The sequence below is a fragment of the Sphingobacterium sp. NGMCC 1.201703 genome (genome assembly GCF_047784615.1).
Classification (GTDB): Bacteria; Bacteroidota; Bacteroidia; order Sphingobacteriales; family Sphingobacteriaceae; genus Sphingobacterium.
In genome coordinates, this window is record NZ_JBLOHD010000007.1 from 403,664 (window position 1) to 424,081 (window position 20,418).

General features: G+C 40.3%; 17 protein-coding genes. 6 read left to right on the forward strand and 11 right to left on the reverse strand.

All coding sequences use genetic code 11. The annotated features are described in order from the left end of the window. Positions 1-51 precede the first annotated feature (51 nt). Together ACK8HY_RS17180 and murA are read left to right on the forward strand one after the other, a co-directional pair. The gene (locus tag ACK8HY_RS17180; RefSeq protein WP_416134309.1) at positions 52-843 is read left to right on the forward strand and encodes a DUF4290 domain-containing protein; all 792 of its coding nucleotides are present in this window, start codon (positions 52-54) and stop codon (positions 841-843) included. Positions 844-1,120: 277 nt separating this feature from the next. Beyond that, the gene (gene murA, locus ACK8HY_RS17185) at positions 1,121-2,446 is read left to right on the forward strand and encodes a UDP-N-acetylglucosamine 1-carboxyvinyltransferase (RefSeq protein WP_077437407.1); all 1,326 of its coding nucleotides are present in this window, start codon (positions 1,121-1,123) and stop codon (positions 2,444-2,446) included. 163 nt (positions 2,447-2,609) lie between these two features. Here murA and ACK8HY_RS17190 read toward each other — a convergent pair whose 3' ends face one another. Together ACK8HY_RS17190 and ACK8HY_RS17195 are read right to left on the reverse strand one after the other, a co-directional pair. After that, entirely contained in the window at positions 2,610-3,014 is a 405-nt protein-coding gene (locus tag ACK8HY_RS17190) for a DUF5606 domain-containing protein (protein WP_077437406.1), read from the reverse strand. 25 nt (positions 3,015-3,039) lie between these two features. Next, positions 3,040-3,498, reverse strand: a complete 459-nt coding sequence (locus ACK8HY_RS17195) for a peptidylprolyl isomerase (RefSeq protein ID WP_077437405.1) — start codon at positions 3,496-3,498, stop codon at positions 3,040-3,042. 164 nt (positions 3,499-3,662) lie between these two features. On the opposite strand from ACK8HY_RS17195, the gene radC reads away from it, so the two are divergent. The 3 genes from radC (at position 3,663) to ACK8HY_RS17210 (ending at position 5,846) form a co-directional block, all read left to right on the forward strand. Beyond that, on the forward strand, positions 3,663-4,361 hold the full coding sequence (gene radC, locus ACK8HY_RS17200) for a RadC family protein (RefSeq protein ID WP_416134310.1): 699 nt from the start codon (positions 3,663-3,665) through the stop codon (positions 4,359-4,361). Positions 4,362-4,376: 15 nt separating this feature from the next. Further along, positions 4,377-5,126, forward strand: coding sequence for a class I SAM-dependent methyltransferase (locus tag ACK8HY_RS17205; RefSeq protein WP_416134311.1), 750 nt, complete (start codon positions 4,377-4,379; stop codon positions 5,124-5,126). A gap of 318 nt (positions 5,127-5,444) precedes the next feature. Next, positions 5,445-5,846: a hypothetical protein gene (locus ACK8HY_RS17210; protein WP_416134312.1), complete on the forward strand. Its 402-nt coding sequence runs from the start codon at positions 5,445-5,447 to the stop codon at positions 5,844-5,846. Positions 5,847-5,949: 103 nt separating this feature from the next. Here the strand turns inward: ACK8HY_RS17210 and ACK8HY_RS17215 are convergent, their stop codons facing one another. The 4 genes from ACK8HY_RS17215 to ACK8HY_RS17230 form a co-directional block, all read right to left on the reverse strand. Beyond that, positions 5,950-9,261 carry an SNF2-related protein gene (locus ACK8HY_RS17215; protein WP_416134313.1) on the reverse strand — a complete coding sequence of 1,104 codons (3,312 nt, stop codon included), beginning with the start codon at positions 9,259-9,261 and terminating at the stop codon, positions 5,950-5,952. An 11-nt stretch (positions 9,262-9,272) separates the two neighbouring features. After that, entirely contained in the window at positions 9,273-11,342 is a 2,070-nt protein-coding gene (locus ACK8HY_RS17220) for a TonB-dependent receptor (protein ID WP_416134314.1), read from the reverse strand. A gap of 19 nt (positions 11,343-11,361) precedes the next feature. Continuing rightward, positions 11,362-12,171, reverse strand: a complete 810-nt coding sequence (locus ACK8HY_RS17225) for a hypothetical protein (RefSeq protein WP_416134315.1) — start codon at positions 12,169-12,171, stop codon at positions 11,362-11,364. A 105-nt stretch (positions 12,172-12,276) separates the two neighbouring features. Beyond that, positions 12,277-13,587: a BamA/TamA family outer membrane protein gene (locus ACK8HY_RS17230; protein WP_416134316.1), complete on the reverse strand. Its 1,311-nt coding sequence runs from the start codon at positions 13,585-13,587 to the stop codon at positions 12,277-12,279. A gap of 251 nt (positions 13,588-13,838) precedes the next feature. Here ACK8HY_RS17230 and ACK8HY_RS17235 point away from each other — a divergent pair, with 251 nt between their 5' ends. Continuing rightward, a complete protein-coding gene (locus ACK8HY_RS17235; RefSeq protein ID WP_416134317.1) occupies positions 13,839-15,719 on the forward strand; it encodes a M1 family metallopeptidase in 1,881 nt (626 codons plus the stop codon). A 93-nt stretch (positions 15,720-15,812) separates the two neighbouring features. On the opposite strand, the gene ACK8HY_RS17240 is transcribed toward ACK8HY_RS17235, so the two are convergent. The 5 genes from ACK8HY_RS17240 to ACK8HY_RS17260 form a co-directional block, all read right to left on the reverse strand. Then, entirely contained in the window at positions 15,813-16,436 is a 624-nt protein-coding gene (locus ACK8HY_RS17240; protein ID WP_077437397.1) for an alpha-ketoglutarate-dependent dioxygenase AlkB family protein, read from the reverse strand. Between the two features lie 23 nt (positions 16,437-16,459). Next, entirely contained in the window at positions 16,460-17,296 is an 837-nt protein-coding gene (locus ACK8HY_RS17245; protein WP_416134318.1) for a methylated-DNA--[protein]-cysteine S-methyltransferase, read from the reverse strand. A gap of 78 nt (positions 17,297-17,374) precedes the next feature. Next, positions 17,375-17,662: a SelT/SelW/SelH family protein gene (locus tag ACK8HY_RS17250; protein WP_416134319.1), complete on the reverse strand. Its 288-nt coding sequence runs from the start codon at positions 17,660-17,662 to the stop codon at positions 17,375-17,377. 122 nt (positions 17,663-17,784) lie between these two features. Further along, positions 17,785-18,642, reverse strand: coding sequence for a 4,5-DOPA dioxygenase extradiol (gene ygiD, locus ACK8HY_RS17255; RefSeq protein WP_416134320.1), 858 nt, complete (start codon positions 18,640-18,642; stop codon positions 17,785-17,787). A 112-nt stretch (positions 18,643-18,754) separates the two neighbouring features. Continuing rightward, positions 18,755-19,588, reverse strand: coding sequence for a helix-turn-helix transcriptional regulator (locus ACK8HY_RS17260; protein ID WP_077437394.1), 834 nt, complete (start codon positions 19,586-19,588; stop codon positions 18,755-18,757). Between the last annotated feature and the right edge of the window lie 830 nt (positions 19,589-20,418).

The following is a 20,418-nucleotide window of genomic DNA, read 5'->3' on the forward strand; positions in this document are numbered from 1 at the left end:
AAAATACCAAAACGAGATCTTAACCGTTTAATAGGTACTTATATTAGCTATATGAACTTTGACTACAACAGCACTAGGCCAAAATTGATCCTTGCAGAATATGGCCGCAATGTGCAAAATATGGTAGATTACATCTGTACTTTACCCACAAAGGAAGAACGAAATAAACATGCCCAAATCGTGATCGACATGATGGGGGTACTGAACCCACATTTGAGAGACGTTTCTGATTTTAAGCATAAACTTTGGGATCACCTACAGATCATCTCAGATTTTAAGCTTGATATTGACTCGCCTTATCCTATTGCTACAGCCAAAAGTGTTAAACACGAAGTCGAGCATTTAGGTTATCCTCAGCATTCGATTAAATTCAAACATTACGGATTTACAGTGGAGAAAATGATCGATAAGGCATTGAAGGTAACTGATGAATCCAAGCGGGAGCAGATGGTTATTGGTATCGCCAATTTTATGAAAATGGCGTACCTTACCTGGAACAAGGATTCCGTATCTGATGAATTGATCATTCAGGACCTGAAAGAACTGTCTGGATACCAATTAACCTTACCAGAAGGTACGGTATTGACCAAACTTGATTTTAAAACCCCGCCTCCGGGAAATCGTGTCAAAGGACCGGCAACGACCAACTCTGGTGGAAATAATAATAACAACAATAATAACAATAGTTCTTCAGGTTATCAGTCAAAAGGCAGTGGTGGCAGCAAACCCCGTATGTCAAATAACAATAACAACATGAAGCGCAATAACTTTGGTAGCAATAACAATAATAACAACAATAGAAATAGAAAACCTCAAAATAATTACAATAATAAAAGAGGCTAGTTCTTTAAGTTTTTAGTTTAAGAAGCAGGCAATTGCGAAGTGATTCATAGATTTCTTTACAATTGCCTTCTTTATTTATAGCATGGATTTGTCTGTCAGCTTTGGTTTAGATATTGGATCAATAAAATCTGATACGATCTTGATTTGTTGATCGGACAATGCCATAAAATTTTTTAGTATAATTTCGTTGATTTTAAGAATCCTGCAATGTCATTTAGTGGCATAAGCTAAATTATAAGTCGGGTTTTGGTGTAATAAGAAGATATCAGTTATATAAATGAATGCATTTGAAATAATCGGTGGAAAACCGTTAAAGGGAGAGATTATTCCTCAGGGAGCAAAAAATGAAGCTTTACAGATTCTGTCAGCAGTTTTACTGACTGAGGAACCCATGACCATCAGTAATATTCCCGATATTAAGGATGTCAATAAATTAATTGATCTATTAGGCGCGTTAGGCGTTAAGATTGATCGGATAGACAAAGATACTTACGTTTTTGAGGCGAAAGATATTAATATAGATTATTTCCAATCGCCTGAATTTAAAGAGAAAGGTGGTGGCTTGCGTGGTTCTATTATGATTGTCGGACCATTGTTGGCTAGATTTGGGAAGGCTGCCATTCCAAAACCAGGGGGTGATAAAATTGGGCGCCGACGTTTGGATACCCATTTTCTGGGCTTTGAAAAACTAGGAGCCAAATTTGTTTACGATGCTTCAACACATTTCTTTAATGTGGATGCTACTGAACTAAAAGGTAACTACATCTTATTGGACGAGGCTTCTGTTACTGGTACAGCAAATATCGTTATGGCTGCTGTATTGGCCAAAGGAACAACAACCATTTACAATGCGGCGTGCGAACCTTATTTGCAACAGCTCTGTAAGATGTTGAACCGGATGGGAGCAAAGATATCGGGTATTGGATCCAATTTATTGACCATTGAAGGTGTAGAACGCCTTGGCGGAACATCTCACCGCATGTTACCTGATATGATCGAGATCGGCTCTTTTATTGGATTAGCCGCAATGACAGGTTCTGAAATTACTATTAAAGATGTTTGTTTCCAGGAACTGGGTGTAATTCCATCGGTATTCTCACGTTTAGGGATTCAGTTTGAACTACGCGGGGATGATATCTTTATTCCGGCTCAGGATTCTTACGAAATTGATACATTTATAGATGGTTCTATCCTGACCATATCGGATGCGCCATGGCCTGGATTCACACCGGATCTATTGAGTATTATTCTCGTAGTGGCAACACAAGCAAAGGGAAATGTTTTGATTCACCAAAAGATGTTTGAAAGTAGACTGTTCTTTGTCGACAAATTGATCGATATGGGTGCACAGATTATTTTATGTGATCCGCACCGTGCTACTGTCATTGGTTTGAACAAATCACACACACTGAAGGGTATCGAAATGACATCTCCAGATATCCGTGCAGGAGTATCCTTATTGATCGCGGCATTATCTGCGAAAGGTAAATCTGTGATTCACAATATCGAGCAGATCGAACGTGGCTATCAGGATATCGAGGAGCGTTTACGTAAGCTAGGGGCAGATATCAAACGTGTAGATGTTGAACCAAAAGGTCACTAGTATCCATTTTGGAAAAAGTAATCCATACAAGATAATTTTTTATAATTATAGCCCTGGAGAGAATCTAGGGCTTTTCTGTGAAACTAGATAGGAATAACAAAACTTGAATAAATAGAAAAGGAGTTGACAGAGTCAACTCCTTTTCTATTTATTCGCTATCCCATTATACCAAAGGAGCTGGTGCTTCTTCTTCAAATAAAGGAAACTCTTTGATAATATTGTACCAAGTGATCACTTTTTTGATATCTGATGTATATACACGGGATTCATCATGACCAGGAGCGACTTCGCGGAAGAACTCTCGCAATGTAGCAGCATCCGATTTTGTATCAGGCAAGGTCAATCCTTTTTCTTTAATGGTCTCAAATATATCCAAAAGGCGGATTTCTTCTTCGTCACCATAAATCGTGATATCTTCCAATGTTGCCATTTTTGTTGAAGATAAACTTACCACTGTCTTAATTTTTGCTTGATCAAGGGTTTCCAGAATAAAACCACCCTTATTTTGTCCAACCAATTTGAACAATCCTGGTTTACCAGTTACAGATACTAATGCTCTTAAATTCATCTTAATTTTTTTTAAACCTCCAGAATTAATCTTCGATTACTTCAATTGATAAAATGCGGTCTCCTTGTCTGATATCGTCTACTACATCAACATTCTCGATTACTTTTCCGAAACAAGTATGGTTACGGTCCAAGTGCGCTGTGTTGTTGCGGCTATGGCAAATGAAAAATTGAGAACCACCTGTATTGCGTCCGGCATGAGCCATCGACAATACACCTCTATCATGGTACTGATTTTCTCCTGTTAATTCACAGTCGATTTTATAACCGGGGCCACCAGTTCCAGGGATACCTGCAGCGCCTTCGCGTGAATTTGGACAACCACCTTGAACCACAAAATCAGGGATAACACGGTGGAAAGCCAATCCATCATAATAACCTGATTTAGCAAGTTTAATGAAATTTGCTACTGTATTTGGAGCATCAGCTGTGTAGAATTGCACAGTCATGTCGCCTTTTTCTGTTTTAATAATCGCTTTACTCATGTTCAAAAATTTTTATGAAATACAAAGATAATGTTTCAGAGTGAAATGCGAAGTAATTCGCAGATTCCATTTTTTAAAATTGCATGATTTGTCGCGGGATGACCTTTAGAATAATGTGAAATATTTTTTATATTTATGTCAGCTAGCCGGTTATAATTTAAATCATGTCAAATCTGCATAAATTAGTTATCAGGGAATGGTCCGAGGCAGATCGACCCCGCGAGAAATTAGTAAGTCAGGGAAGGAGAGCTCTTTCCGATGCGGAGCTATTGGCGATTCTGATTGGCTCGGGTTCGATGGATGAAAGTGCTGTAGCACTTTGCCGACGAATTTTAGCGGATGTCAACAATAGCTTGGATACGCTTTCAAAGATGGATGTCAACGAATTGAGTCGATATAAAGGTATTGGTGAGGCCAAAGCGATATCCATCATCGCCGCATTGGAGCTGGCACGACGTAAGAAGGAATCTCCGTCCGAGGCAAAAAAAGTTTTGAATAGCAGTAAACGTGTATATGATTTTATGAAACCTATTTTACAGGATTTACCGCATGAGGAGTTTTGGACACTCTACCTGAATACCGGATGCAAATTATTGGATCAGCAACTTATTGGTCGTGGCGGAAATGATTTCACTCCTGTCGATGTCCGCATCATTCTGAGAAATGCCCTTGCAATAAAAGCCCATTCCATCGTACTGATTCACAATCATCCCTCTGGCACTTTGCAACCCAGTAATGCTGACAGAATTCTGACGCAAAAAATTGTTGAAGCATCAAAAATTATGGATATTAGGGTAAATGATCACCTGATCTTTACTGACAATGGATATTATAGCTTCAGAGATGAAGATATAATAGATTAGCTATAGGAATCTAACATGAACAAAAATAATATTGAGCGATTTACAGATAGGGTCGTGGATTATGAGAAATTTAGACCCAATTATCCAAAAGAAATTATTCAGATTCTCGGCGAAAAGATCGGTTTCAATAAGAGATGGCTGGTTGCAGATATCGGTAGTGGTACAGGTTTATCGACACAGCTATTTTTGGAAAACGGAAATGATGTCTTTGCCGTTGAACCAAACCGGGAGATGCGCGAATCCCTTGTACATCATTTTAAAACATACAGGAATTTAATCGCATTAAATACGACCGCCGAAGATACATCCATAGAGTCGGGCTGTGTAGATCTGATTTTCGCTGGTCAATCTTTTCATTGGTTTGATCGTAACGCCTGTTATAAGGAATTTAATCGTATTCTCACGAAAAGCGGTCATATCGTACTGGTCTGGAATCAACGGGACCCGACAGATGCTTTCCAGCAGGAATATGAACAATTTTTACGTCAGCATATTCCTACTTATCAATCTGTCAGTCACAAAAATATAAGTGATGAAGATCTTCGGGATTTTTTTGTGGATAGGCCAATGACAAAAGTTTCTTTGCAGAATCAACAAGTGTTTGATCTGAAATCCTTTCTGGGAAGAGTGAGGTCATCTTCTTATTTCCCGAAAGATGGGGATGAAAATAAAACCTTATACGATGACCTCCGTTTACTATTTGAAAAGTATGCAATTTCTAAACGTATCGTGTTTAAATATATTACCGAGATCTATATCAGTTAAAATAAGCCCGGCGAATGCGTGGAAGCTCTTGGACAACAGCTGTTCTTTTTACATTGAAAACACGCCCGGTAAGGGAAAGGATGTCTTTAGTGTTGTCATATGTTTAGGAAGGCTTTTATAGGAAAGGGCATTCCTTTTTTATGGTCCCCAGTTAAATAGGATAGGAATACAGTACTGATAGTTAAAAAAATGTTAAACATACCATTGAAAAAGGGACATGGCATTTTATTTGGAAGTAGTTGAGGGATAAGTTAAAAAGATATGTTTGGAGTTGATTTAATATTCTTTAGACGGTTTTTAGTTTTATTGCCAATTTTCATGTTGGCAAGCCGGTCAAATGGTCAACAGTTTACTTCCTTCGGTAATGGAGAAGGAAACTTTCATTTGGCTAATCGTTGGATAGATCCTTTTTTTCCATTAAATATCCATGCTAATATGGTTGCATTAGCTCCGGTCACCAATGATAAAACTAAGAGCACAGGGGCGAAAGAAACTATCGATAAGGTAAGTGACTGGACAGCTGAGACTACCAACCCCATTGTGGAGCATAACAAACCTAAAGCAGAGATAAAATACTCTTCTTCCGGTACAAGTACATTATATCGCGTGGCACTTGATAAACAGCTCGACGAACGTTACGATGGAAAGCAAGTTTTTGTGGATGCAAAAGGGGTAAAATATATAATTGATTCGAAATACAGAAAGCAGGTCATCAAATAATAATATAGTGACGTTAAAATGTTTTTATAATATTGTTATGAAGAAATTTTGATACGTAAAAGGGACATCCATGGATGTCCCTTTTACGTATCAGCTATAACTTCTACCGTAATATTTTTAGTAGATAATCCTTATCGAGGTAAAAAGTGTTTAAACTTCCTCCATCTTCGAGAATAGTGCTACTGATTTCCTTCTTATGTTGTTGTAGTGTCTGGATTTTATCCTCAACGGTGTTTGGGCTGATCAGACGAACGGCAGTGACATCCTTCCGTTGACCAATACGATAAATGCGATCGATCGCTTGCTGTTCCACGGCCGGATTCCACCAGGGGTCGACCAGGTAGACAACATCTGCCGCTGTAAGGTTAAGACCTGTACCTCCGGCCTTGAGGCTGATGAGAAAAACGCGGATATTTTGATCGGATTGGAAATCGCTGACCAGCTGCCCACGGTTTCTGGACTGACCCGTCAGCGTAAGCGACGGTATCCCATTTTTATCCAATGCTTCTTTAATCAGTCGCAACATGCTCACAAATTGCGAGAATACAATGATTTTATGTTGATCTTTTTTATGTTGGATCTGTTCCACAAGCATTTCAATCTTTGCCGAATCTTCCGCCGATGTTAGGTCTTCACTTTGGAGTAATTTACTGGAATTACAGATCTGACGTAATTTGGTTAAACCTTTAAGGACATGCATGGGGCTTTTCTTGATTTCATCCCCGTCTTTGGCTGAGATAAACTCGCGGAATTCTTTTTCATAGAGATCATAGATCCTGCGTTGTGCAGTTTTCATTTCACAATAGAGCACCAATTCATTTTTTGCGGGGAGATCATCCAGGACATCTTGCTTGGTTCTCCGCAGGATAAAAGGTTTGATTTTTTCCTTCAGCATTTTTTTTCTTTTGCGATCGTGAAAAGCATCAATCGGAGTTGTATACACGTCCTTAAAATACTTTTTATTCCCCAATAGACCCGGAACAGTAAAAGAAAGCTGTGCAAATAGATCCATCGTATTATTCTCAATAGGCGTTCCTGTTAGAATAATACGGTTTCTCGACCGCAATAGATTTACCGCTTTGTACCGCTGTGAATCCGGATTTTTGATGTGCTGAGATTCATCAAGTATGACATAGTTGAATGTCAGTTTCTTTAATCTATTGATATCGGTCAATAGGTTGTGGTAAGAAATAAGCACAATATCCAGTTTTTCAAACTGATCCGCGATGTCGCTTCGGTTTGGCCCTTCAAGAATCATGGTGTTAAATGAAGGCAGAAATTGCTGAATTTCATGTTTCCAGTTAAAAATCAGTGTGGTGGGGAGAACCAATAGTGTCGGAGGCATTCCCTTTGCTTTTTGGGTCGCTAGAAAGGCGAGGATTTGGACAGTTTTGCCTAATCCCATATCATCGGCAAGGCAGGCTCCAAAATTTAGCTTGTCCAAAAAGTTGAGCCATTGCAGCCCCTGCTGTTGATAAGGCCGTAAATCTCCGACAAAAATCTCCGGTAATTGTACCGGTGGATATGTTGCCAATGTGGAAAGCTGATTTTTTAAATGGCTAACCTCAGCAGATACTTGCTGATCCATGTCTTGTTTATCAAAAAGCTGGTCTATTTCATTAAACTTATACTTGGGTATCTGAATAAGTTCATCTTCTATAATTTCTGCTGCGTTAAAGTAAGCCTCAAATTTTTCCAGCCATTCCTCAGGTAAAATACCGAGGGTGCCATCATCCAGCGCGATAAATTGGGAACGGTTTCGAATTGCTTTTTCAAGTTTTTTCAATGAGACACTCTTGGGGCCAAATTTGACCTGTACAGTGGCATTAAACCAATTTTGTCCGCTTAATACCTCGATCTGTATTTTACCTTTAAACTGGCTCAGCTTATTTCCCCTTATGGTATTGAACCCAATAATCTGGATACCATGATTACGCCATTCATCGAATGCATTCAGAAACCAGTTTTTATCCAAGAAATATTTACGGTGCAAATAAAGATGTTGAAAGCTATCGTCATCCAACTGTTCCTGAAAGTAGGCATGTTGCTTGAGTAGCAGCGAAATCACTTTGGTTTCTAGTTCTTTTTTGCGTTCTACCAAAAATTGGGATCCCTTTGCATCGGTTCCAAATATGTTTCTCTTACTCAGTATAGGAACTTCAACATCCCCATAACGCATGACCGGTATAATATTTACGAAATCTTCTGATTCTTCCAGAAAAATGAGTGCCTGTATATCTTCATAGTACAGGTTTTCCTTCAGTTGCGGTTTGCTCGCTTTGGGGATATCTTTGAAATTTAATTCTACTGAATTGGCAAGAGGATCTAGAAATAATTCGTTAAACTCTTTAAACTTGTTGCGATGTATGCGCAATTGATCGCCTTTGTTTCCAAATAAACGAATCAATTTGAGATGGAGTTTATTCTCTACAAGGAAAAGCTGTTTTTTTATCAGGATGAACTGATCAAAAAGAATATTCAGATCCTGCAGGTCATAAACGATACCATGAATGGATAGTTCCCCTTTGATGCTATAGAATGCATCGTTTTGTTCCACAAATAATCTGATATTTCCTTTGTTTGAGCTGAGCTGAACCGGGGATAATGATGTAGCCGTTATATTCTCTGCTTTCTCATAATCGTGTAGGTAAAAATCTATTGCCAATGGATTTTTGGCGATGGCACGCAAACTCCTTTCAATGGTGACATCTGCTTGCTGTAAAGGTTGGGACAGCAGGTTGATTGCCGCAAAAAACTGGGTTTCTTCGACAGAGTCAGTCTGCCAAATGCGCGTTTGACTTTCCAGGAGCGAAATGGGATTTTTTGGGGTACCCGATTTCGAAAGCGTTGACTGGCATAACAATACCTGTAATTGCTTATAGTAGCGATTGCGGGTTAATACAATAAAAGTATGTTGGTGTTCTCCGGAAGTTTTGGGTTGTTTGGTCGATGGCTCGAGTAGATCAAAATCGTCTATAGAGGTAAGCTGCTTGTCTTTTAAAACGAATTGCAGCTCAGCATTTTTGACCTGGGCTGAAAAGTAGTTTTCCAGCGAGGGTTCATTTTCCAAACCATATTGAACGGCAGCTTTTTTAAGTAGATTTCGATAACGGTTAAAGTCGAAAAAAGATAGCCAGTTTTCTTGTCCGAATAGCTTGGTTAATGTTGCTTTTTGGTGTGTACAAAAGCCTGTTTGCGTACAGTTGCAGAACAGGGAAGTGACAGGTGATTTGTAAATAACCATTACCTGAAAATTCGTGTAGCTTTCGATTACCTGAAAGGTCGCCTGATTAAATTCCATCTCCTGGACATTGATCTGGATATTTCCCAGGATGGTGTCCATCCACGGAAAATAAGAATACCGACTTACTGTCCCGAAATCTATTGTTGTTAATGTATGTTGATGGAACTCCATACTCGGTTAGATTAAAAATTAAAATTCATACCGCCATAGTAATTTCGCAATGGTGCTGGATTGAAATACCGGCCACCGAAAGCATTAATGTCATTACCTAGACTATACTTTTGGTTCAGCAGATTGTCAGCACCAGCAAAAATACCAACTTTGTACCTATGACTTATAGCTTTGCTCCAGGATATTTTGCCTTGCAAAAGGTGGTACCGTTTTGCAAATACAGTATTGGCATCGTCCAATGGTATGGCTGCGGTCAAATTGGAAAGTAGGTCCAAACGAAGCTCACAGGGGAAAAGCACATTTAAGCTGTTTACCCAAACTGTTTTTGGTACCGCAGTAAGTTTGTTGCCAGTATAATCTTTATCCCCAACCTGGTAGTTTTTAAAAGAATAATTATTTAGGGAGAGGTTGCTTCCAACCCGTAGGCTACGGATGAGCCCAGCCGACTTGGGTGTTATCAAATAAAGTAGTATGGACGCCTCAAATCCCTTTTGATCTATTTTTCCTGCGTTCTGAAAATATTCTGCTCCGGTTTCGCGTACCTGCCGGATGATGGCATTCTCCATTTGGTAGCTGTATGCGGCCGCATCCAATATCATTCGACGGTTCCACAGATGCCAGCGTATACCGAATTCATGGTTGGTGCCGATTTCTGGTCTGAGTTCGTCATTGATCGCATTGTCTGATGAGCGCACTTCCGCAATCGTTGGTGCAGAAAATCCCTTTGAAATTGAAGCCCGGGCTGCGAATGTTGGAGCCAGCATGTAGGAGACAGCGGCCCGCGGCATCCAGGTGTTGCCAAAATCGATATGCGATTTATCTTTCTGTTCAGTCGGATAGCGTTGTTGATAGGCTATTTTATTCGTATTTAGCCCCATGGATAATTCGACCTGTAACCGCTCTGACCAGGCTAGCTGTGCACGTGCAAAGAATGTCTGCTGACTATTTTCCAGTTTGTCTTTGGCCTGTGGATTTCCGGCCTGCCCTTGGTTATTGTCATAATTATCTATATCGTACCAGCCTTTTTGAGCCTCTATACCCATTTGCAGTTCATACTTTACTTTTTTGTAGAGTTGATCTACGTAGGATAAATATAGCCGTGTTCCTAAGTTTTTCTCATCCCTTTTTTCGTAATTAGTGATAAAGGGATTTTTGATCTGGTTGGACGAGCCGAATACATTGGCAAACAAGGTTAATTTGGAACTGATACTCGTTAGGTTACTTACACCGCCAAAAATGGTTTTATCATAGATTGCCGCTTTTTGTTCCGCGGCACTTGGGTTCGGTCCGGCTTTGGGACGGGATTGGCGGCGATCGCTCTCCATCTGTGCCGCAGTAAGACCTCCGGGAGTTTGATACGCTAGATCGGTGTAGAATCCCGTGAATTTGAGTTCTGAACGCTTGGCATAATGCCAGTTATAGTTCAGTTGGATGTTTTTCCTGTTTAGCGATGAATGTTGACGATAACCGTCGCTGCGTGTCCAGCTCTGATTGATAGCCAATTGTTGAGTCTGATTGATTGGAAGTACAGCATTGAGCTGCTGTTGGAATAAGCCATAGGAACCCCCTGTTATCTGTAAGCTGACTTGGGGTTTGGCTAGGGTATTAAAACCTTTGCTGTAGAGTGAAATTACCCCGCCGGAGTTGGCGCCGTATATAGAACCATCTGGACCTTTCAAAATATTGATCTGATCGATCGCGTAAGGATCTATCAGATTCAGATAGGTATTTCCCCCTGCATCTGTAAGTGGAAAATCATCGAGATAGATCTTGACATTGCGGATGCCAAACGGAGAACGGAGCATACTGCCGCGTAATGCCAAACGATAGCTCCCCGGAGAGCGTTCTTCCATACGTATTCCGGGTACCGTATTCATTACAGCGACAAGACTCGAGGATTGCTGGGATTGGATATGCTGTTGACCTAATACAGCAGCGGATGACGTCAGCCTTAGCAAAGGTTGTTTATTGAAATAAGCTTTGATTTCGACCTGTTCAAGCCTGTTGTGCGTGCTGTCAGCTGTTTGGGCATATAATTTACCGCATAGAAAAATCGCGGCAATTAGGTGTTTTTTTTTCATTGCTAATGGTAAGATAGGCTTAGTCTGCAAATTCCTGGCTAAAATATAATTCAAAAACCGCCTTGGCCTTGTTGTATTTCAAACATTGATAATTGGCATATACCGAACTCGTCGGCATACATAAGGTATTGGACATTTTATCCGTTGAAAAATCCTTGCTTAAGCACCCACGTTTGAGATCGAATCTGTTATTGGTTGAAATATTTTCAATCGAGAATGCATTTTCATCCATCAAATAATTTGATTGACTTGAGCGTATATAATCCTCTTGATAGATCAATTCTGCTGCAATGCTGTAATCCACTGTCCCATTCGCATAATAACAATCCGATTGACGCAGTAAATTGGATACCTGTATATCCCGATACAATGTTTTAAAAAGCTTATTTTTTTGATCAAAAAACAGGATTTCAATCTGATGCTTTCCTGTTTCATAGACAATGTATGCGACATCATTCGCTTTATTTCCAAAAATATCCCCTTTTGTTTGCGCCAGAATATGAAGATACGCATGATGCTCAAAATAATCTTTTTGGTCTTCCCCTAGATCTGCACGCAGTTTTAGATCTAATTTTTCAAAGAGCCCCGCATCAGCTAATTTGGTTAACTGTTGCCGTTGCTGACTGGCCATTTCCTCTGTCCGTGGATTCGAATAGGTAGACGTATCAAATACAGGAGTTAAGGCGTGGCGACTTTCGGTAATCTGTTGATTTTGATGATCGACAGCACTGTCTTTCGTCGAAATAACCCGAGGATTAGATTGCGTGATCTGCTGACAGGATAATAAACCAAAAAGCAGAATGTAGAGAAAAATCGTCTGTAAATTCATATGTAATCTTCAACGGGGAGTCCACCTAACGGATTTTAGATGGAGTCATCATATCGGCTAATTTAACGATTTTATAGATAAGAACGCTTGCAGGCTCCTGTTAAATTAAAATGCTTCATTCAGTCCAAGGAAGAAGCCGCGGGATCCATATTTTCCTATAGCATAGTCCAGACAAAGGTTTGTTCGGGTGGCTTTGTTAAATAGGACACGTAATCCGGCACCACCCCCCGGCTGCCATCTTTCAAATAGTTTTGTCCCCAATTCATCGCTAGCACTTTGGAGATTAAAAAATGCAGCCCCGCTTAAAAAACGATTTTTTAAAATAGGGAAACGGTATTCTGTTTCGGCATAGGCAAAAGAAAGTCCTTTGAAATAACCAACGGTATAACCACGACCAGTCCTTACTGCAGCATCTCTTCCTGTTCCCGGGAGGTCAAAATAAGGGAGGACACCGCCAAGCTTGTAAGAACCCCAATACCAAAAGGCGAGTACATGTGCCGGATCTGATTGCGATAAACTAAAGTATTTACGAAAGTCGGTTGTTAGTTGGACAGCACTTTTGCTACTGCCCAGCAATGTTGTGTTCCACCGCAGGCCAATGTCCGAATAGATCCCCTTATAAGGTCTGTTGGGATTATCACGGGTGGTATACTGCATATTCAATAAGAGGCCGTTGGAGTTGTAGCTATCTGGAGCAAATCCATGCTTTTCGGTATAAATGGTGTTTGGTGTAATATCTCCATTTGGGCCACTGCTTGTTATTTTTCGGCGCAGGTCGAATGCCAATCCGGCCCCTAAAAATAAACCATCCGCAACTTTTTTATAGACTTTTTCATTAAAAGTAAAGGCGTTGTATTTGGCTCCATATTTTTTATGTTCCGGATTGGCAAGTATTTCCTCCGCCTCATTAGTCCATTTTCCCTGTGGGGTCATACCTAAGCCAGCATCAAGCGCCACCATTTTGACCAACGCAAAAGCTCCCTGAAAGTTTAACTTATTGTTTGGAGTAAATACATTATGGCTAATGTAGAAAACCATAATATTTTTGGTGGTAATGGAGGCAGACGTTGCTGCAATCGACATGGTTGTCGTTTTTGGATCGCCCAGTACTTTTCCGGCAACGGCCTTGATTCCTATCTGTCCGCCAATCGTCGGATTATAAGCGATGTTTGGCATCAGGGTAATCGGAGAACGTTTACTCGATCTTTCCTTTTTGCGTTTGGGGTGAATAATCCGGCCAATTAGATCCGAGATGTCATATTGATTGGCCAGAATAGAGTCACGTTGTTTTTTATAGAAGGAGGTCGAATCAATTTCAGTTTCGGATTGAGCCACAAGCCTATTGGATAGCAGTAGGAAGCAAGGTAGGAAAAAACAGAACGTGAATAAATTATGACGACGTAAAAATTGCTGCATACCTTCGGGTTTATCTTCAATCTAAACGTCAAAAATATTAAAATGTTTTCTAAAGCGATAAAGCCAACCCCCACAGCATGTATCGTTGCATAGGCGAATATGCGTGGTAAGACCATTTGTCCAGATGAATTGGCATAAGCTTATGGTCAATGCTATGGTCAGGGTTATTTTCCACAGAAGGACAGAATCCGGTAATTAAACTTGGAAGTAAGCGCAAATTTATCTTAGTTTTGATTATCTAATTCGGAAATATGATCAGGAAAAATATATATTGCTGCAGTTTAGCCTTACTGCTGATCACTGGCTTTGTAGAAGCACAGGAACTCTATATGCCAAGAAATATTAAGCAGGCCATTGAAAAAGGTACGCGTACTATAACTGGTGTGCCGGGCAAAAATTACTGGCAAAACTTTGGGAAATATGATGTGAAAGTACAGTTGGATCCTGCTGCGAAAACAGTTCATGGAAGTGAGACAATTTTGTATACCAATAATAGCCCCGACACCTTAAAGCAATTGGCGATCCGATTTGTGAATAATGTGCACAAGCCTAATGCCGTAAGAGCTAATTATGCCTCTGACGACTACCTGACATCAGGGCTAAAAATAAAATCATTTAAGCTCAACGGGCAGGTTTATGACGTGAACAGTGGGGAATGGGGGACAGTCAAGCTTGGTGATTTTGGACAGAAAATCCTTCCTGGAACGGTGGCTACCTTAGAGATTAGCTGGGAATATCCTTTATCGGTGGAGAGTGATCGCGAAGGCCTCCTCAATGCATCTACTTTTTATTGTGCTTATTCTTATCCACGTATATCTGTATATGATGATTACAATGGCTGGGACGTTTTGGAACATAACGGCAGACAGGAGTTCTATAATGGTTTCAATGATTATCAGTTTGAAATTACTGTTCCTAAAAATTTTGTTGTATGGGCTACAGGCGAGCTTCAGAATGCTGCAGAGGTATTACAGAAACCTATTTTGGAACGTTTTGAGCAATCGAAGCAAAGTGATGTGCCTATTCATGTTGCTACAGCATCTGAGATGAAAGAGGGTAGGGTGACCGCACAGCAGGATTGGAACAAGTGGAGGTTTAAAGCGACTTATGTTCCTGATTTTTGTTTCAGTGTGAGTGACAATTACATTTGGGACGCCGGTAGTGTGGATTTAGGAACGAAACGCGTCAGTGTACAATCCAGTTACGTCGCCGGTACTCCTGATTTTGAACAGTATATTGGCTGGCAGCAATATTGCATCGACTGGTTTTCCAAAAATTGGCCCGGTGTGACCTATCCTTACCCGACGATGACTGCAGTACAAGGGTTTGCGGATATGGAATACCCGATGATGATCAATGATTCAAGTGTACCTGATAATTTTGTTGATGCACGACAAACAGCAGATCATGAGATCGCGCACACCTATTTTCCATTTTATATGGGAATTAATGAAACCCGATATGGGTATATGGACGAAGGCTGGGCTACTGCACTTGAATTTTGGATTGGTAATGCAGAAATCGGGGCCGAAAAGAACAAGGAGCTCTTTAAAGATTCACGGGTGAAACGATATATTTCTGATCCGTCCACAGAAGAGGATCAGCCTTTGATTACCATGACTTCACAGTTAAATGGTTTGGGATACGGAAATAACGCTTATATTAAAGCCGCCTTATCCTATATCGCATTGCGGGATTATTTAGGGGATGCGGTATTCAAAAAAGCCTTGCATCATTATATGGATCTTTGGCATGGTAAACATCCAACACCATGGGATTTCTTTTTCAGTATCAATGCTGGAGCTGGCCAGAATTTAAACTGGTTCTGGAAGAATTGGTATTTTACAAATAATTATATTGATTTAAAGGTGGATAGTTTCAGACAATCCGGAAATAAAAATACGCTTTCGATCACCAATGTAGGGGGATTTGCTATTCCATTTGACGTCTTGATTACCTATACGGACGGCACGGTGGAAACCAGACATCACACGCCGGCAATTTGGCAACAGCATGAAAAACAGGCAACAATCAGCTGGTCATCCGCAAAGAAAGTGAAGAAAATTACGTTGGATGGCGGTGTTTTTATGGACTATACAGCCAAAGACAATGACTGGGAAGCTGTAAAATAACGATGTATCTATGTCCATCTCCTTTCTATAGGGAGATGGATATACAAAAAACTTTAAACTTGACTGAAAACTTCAAAATTTTGCTATATAAAATTAACTGTCTGTGCTATAATTGTCGATAGTTCTGAAAGTAAGATTGATACGCGGCATAAAAACCTTTTTTGTTGGTGGCAGGCGATGTAGCCAATAAGTCTGGGTGAGATCTTTCATGACTAGCAGACTACCATTTCCCAGAATAAGATCGATCTTCTCTTTTGTTGTTTTGTGCTTGAACGCAAATTTTCTTTCGGCGCCAAAGCTCAATGAAGCAATTGCCCCATTTTTCTTTAGGTCTTTTTCTCCGTCGCTGTGCCAGGCCATGCCTTCATCGCCATTGTGATATAAATTTAATAAGCAGGAATTATAGGTTTCCTCCGTTTTCAGCTCGGCAAGTGCTTTTAGTTCAAGCAGTTCTTTTGTCCAGGGGAGGGCTTTTTTGGTGGTATTGGAATAGCTATATTCAAAAGCCTGTTCACCATACCAAGCAACTTTGCGTTTGGTGATAATTTCATTTCCAAAGATAATGGCACGATCATTTACCCATTCAATGGAATTCATTAATCGGTCAAAATAGTGATCAGCTTGTATTTGATCTAGTATTTTACCATAATAATTGACCGTCCCATCGTAGGGAAGTATGTTTTTTTTTCCATCAAAAAGATTGTCGAAGAGTTCCATGATATCCTTTGTTTTTGTGTTTTTTATATCGCGGTATGTAGGCTTTCCCAGCCGATCATTGCTGTCTTTCGCATCGGATCCCAACGATAGCCGCCGAAAATACCACTGTTTTGGATAACCCGATGGCAGGGGATCAGGTATGCGATGGGATTGCTGCCGACGGCAGTACCTACCGCGCGTGAAGCTTTGGGATTTCCGATCTGAGAAGCGATGGAACCGTAAGTACTTAAATTACCCATCGGGATCTTTAGCAGGGCTTCCCATACTTTCAATTGAAACTCCGTTCCCTTGAGGTGCAATTTCACCTGACCGATATCACCATCCTGTGGATTTAGTGCTTTGAGTGCATTTTCGTGAATCATGTCTCTTTGCTGTATAAATTTAGCGTTAGGAAAACGCCTTTGGAGTGCTTTGAATGCAGATTCTTTATCTTCTTCGTATGCAATATGACAGATACCTTTAGCGGTGGAAGCGACGATAATAGAGCCAAAAAGTGTATCATAGTAATCATACGAAATGAGCAGGTTGGCGCCTTCATTCTTGTACTCGGCAGGTGTCATTCCTTCGATATTGATAAAGAGCTCGTGCAACCTACTGCTACTTGAAAGTCCCAATTGAAATGTGGTTTCTGCAATATTGTTTTCTTTCAATAATGATTTGGCGTGATTTAAACTGATATATTGCAGAAATTTCTTTGGGCTTGTGCCTGCCCAGGCCGTAAACATGCGTTGAAAATGAGCTTCACTCATATAGACATGGGAAGCGATCTGCCCTAAGGTGGGTTGAGTTCTAAAATTTTCCTGTAAAAAATGTATAGCCTTGGCAATACGTTGAAAATCTACTTCTTGTTGGATAGTCATGATCTGTCATTTTGTTTATACAAAGTTGCTAAGAAGAAGAAGTTTATAAAATCCGATTTATGCTATAGTGAGCAAATGCTACGATGTTTTGTCTGAATGTCCCAATGATTTTGAGGGAGCAACAATATCGCGGATCAATTGCTTAAGCTCCTTGATCTCTGGAAATCTGCCGGCTCTCTTTCGATCAAAGATTTCTTGCCCATCGATGCCTATGGTATAGCGACCTGAAATTTCGCTCGGAATAAGCAGGACGCCATGGATATCATCGGTGAACGAGCTCAGAATTTCCTGAGACATATAGGCCGCACGCAACATCCAATTGCATTTTGGACAGTATTCGATTTCGATAACAGGTTTTGTTGCCATGATCTAAATTAAGCTATTATGCTTTCTGTAAAACAAATGTACCGATCTTGGCGCTGTCATCAAAGCGTCTGTAACAAATCATCTGCTGCTGGCAGCTAGCACGTCTTGCTCTTATTCTTCCATTAACCGATTTTTAAAGAGGTCATGGTGAGGGAACCCGCTACAGCATTGTCATTGAACAACAATATATCTTCATTTTTTTCCTGTAAAGCCAATGTATAGATTAAAGGAAGATAGTGCTCCGGTGTGGGGATTGCCAGATCAAACTCTTTTCCCTGTTGTCTGAAGTCAATTAGCGCCTGATGGTTGCCATCCAGGATAAGCTTTTTCATCTTATCATTGGCAACGGTTGCCCACTCGTAAGCATATCCAGTTGTATTGAGTTTGTCCCATGCGACCATTCGGAGATTGTGAACCATATTCCCACTTCCGATAATGAGGACGCCTTTTTTTCGTAGTTCAGCCAGCTGCTGGGCAATTTCGTAATGATAGGAAGCCGGTTGGGTGTAATCTATGCTCATCTGGATAATGGGCACATCAGCTTGAGGATATAAATGTTTGACAACAGACCAGGAGCCATGATCCAAGCCCCATTTATCGTCGAGATGAATTTCTGTTTTTGTAACGATGCGCTGTGTTTCATGGGCTAAGGTGGGACTTCCGGGAGCAGGATATTGTACATCAAATAAAGCTTGCGGGAAACCTCCAAAGTCATGGATTGTAGCCGGATGCTCCATGGCGGTAACAAATGTTCCACGTGTCTCCCAATGCGCTGAGATCACTAAGATTGCTTTTGGTTTTTCGAATGTTTTTCCTATTTTTCTGAACCCCTGCACAAATTCATTTTCTTCAATCGCATTCATGGGGCTTCCGTGCCCTAAAAAAAGAACCGGAAATTTATCCGTAGGATTAAGTTCATTAGAAAATTTACGTAATGAACTTGCGGGACCAGCGATGCCTGATAAGGGTAATGTTGCCATAATTTTTATAAACTCCTTCCTATGCATTTGGAATTAATAAGCGTTAATTTTTAATACAAAGTTAGGTAGCCGAAGCCGGAGCAGGGTAGCGTTTTTTGGTCAATTGGTTGTGTTATTCGGAAATCAGCCTCTGGATTTCATTTCTAAATTCAGATGGCGTCATGCCGGCTTTCTTTTTAAAAACATTGGTAAAGTAAGCTTTTTCCTGATAACCTAATTCGAAACCTATTTCCGAAATGGTCTTATTTGTTGTTAACAGCAGATTTTTGGCTTCGATCAGCTTTCTTGTTTCAATGATCTCCGATACACTTTGTTGCAGTATACTTTGGCAAATCAGATTTAAATTGCGTGCGGACATAAAAAGTTTTTCCGCGTAATAGTTTACGCCCTCCGGTCGGCGATAATTCTCTTCCAATATGGATAGAAAACTGCTGAACGTTGTGCTCTGGTTTTTTAATTGTTGTTGTGTGCCGGGAAACTGTTTTTTCCGCTCCGACTCTATCATAATAAATATTGTGCTCAACAACTGCTTGATTACAGCATAATCAACTATGACTTGTTGTGTTTCCTGTTGTATCATTTGGCAGAGGATGACCAATCTGGAAAAACAGGGCGGCTGGAAAAAAGTTAATGTCGAATTTTCATGAAAATGCGCATAGAGCTGGAAGGTGGTTTCGGGAATGAATTCGCTTTTAAACCGGATCACCCAAAAGTCGATCTCTTGATCCAGAAGGAGAGGGGTTACCCGGTGTTTTTTGCCCTGCGCAACAAAACTGACGAAAGGAGCCTGATATGTTTTCGACTTAAAATCGATAAAATGTTCTAACTGTCCCTTTACGCCAATAATCAATTCTTCGAAATCATGTTGGTGAATTTCATTTTTCGACTCTTGGATGCGAAGTGCTTCTTTTGCATCGACTTGATATATCTTGAAAAGTTCGTTCAAAACTACTGACAACGATTAAATATTCCTTATTATCCAAACTTAGATAAATTGCTTTTTATATACAATATAATTACGTTTCCTATAAAAACAATTATTCGGTCTATTCTCTGCCACCGGGATTTTTTCTAGGGGAAATATACAGCTTTATTCCCATTTTGTGATATGCTATTCTGAATGCTTTTCTTTTAAAGAACTACGTTCCATAGAGTTAGTTCACATGTTTAGCGTTTTTTGTGTTGTTTGGCGCTGCGGTTCAGCTTTTGCCCGCTCTTGAATTGGACTTAATTTCTACACCTTTCGACTTCGCATTAGCTAGGAGACAAATCCATAAATAATAGGGACTTTATAGGGACCTCATTCGGACCTTGTCCGGACCTTATTCGGATAAAAGCGTGTAAAGTACCTATTAATCCCCTATCATATTAGGGTAAAGCTCCTCTTAATTTAAAAGTTGATATAACGTTGTCCGCAAGATATTACGGCATTTCTGCGTCGCCGGACCCCACAGGATCCCCAGTAGCCCCCTGCTGAGAAAAACAATCCCCCACCGTTCCAGCCAGTTAGCAGAAAAACAAAAGAAATAAGAACAAAAAGCTTGGAAGTGATTATAAAAACTCCCTATCTTTGCACCACTCCGCAAGGGAGGGACGGTTGCCGCGAGAGCAAGCAGCCATGACAAAAGAAAGGTTTAAGTGAGCCTGGCAGGGTTTTAAAATCCCGTTCAGCTTATTTTAAACGCGGAAATCAGAAAAGAGAAAAAGAAAAAAAAACTTCAAAAGTTTTTTGGAAGTTCAAAAAAGATTTCTACCTTTGCAGTCCCAACGGAAACG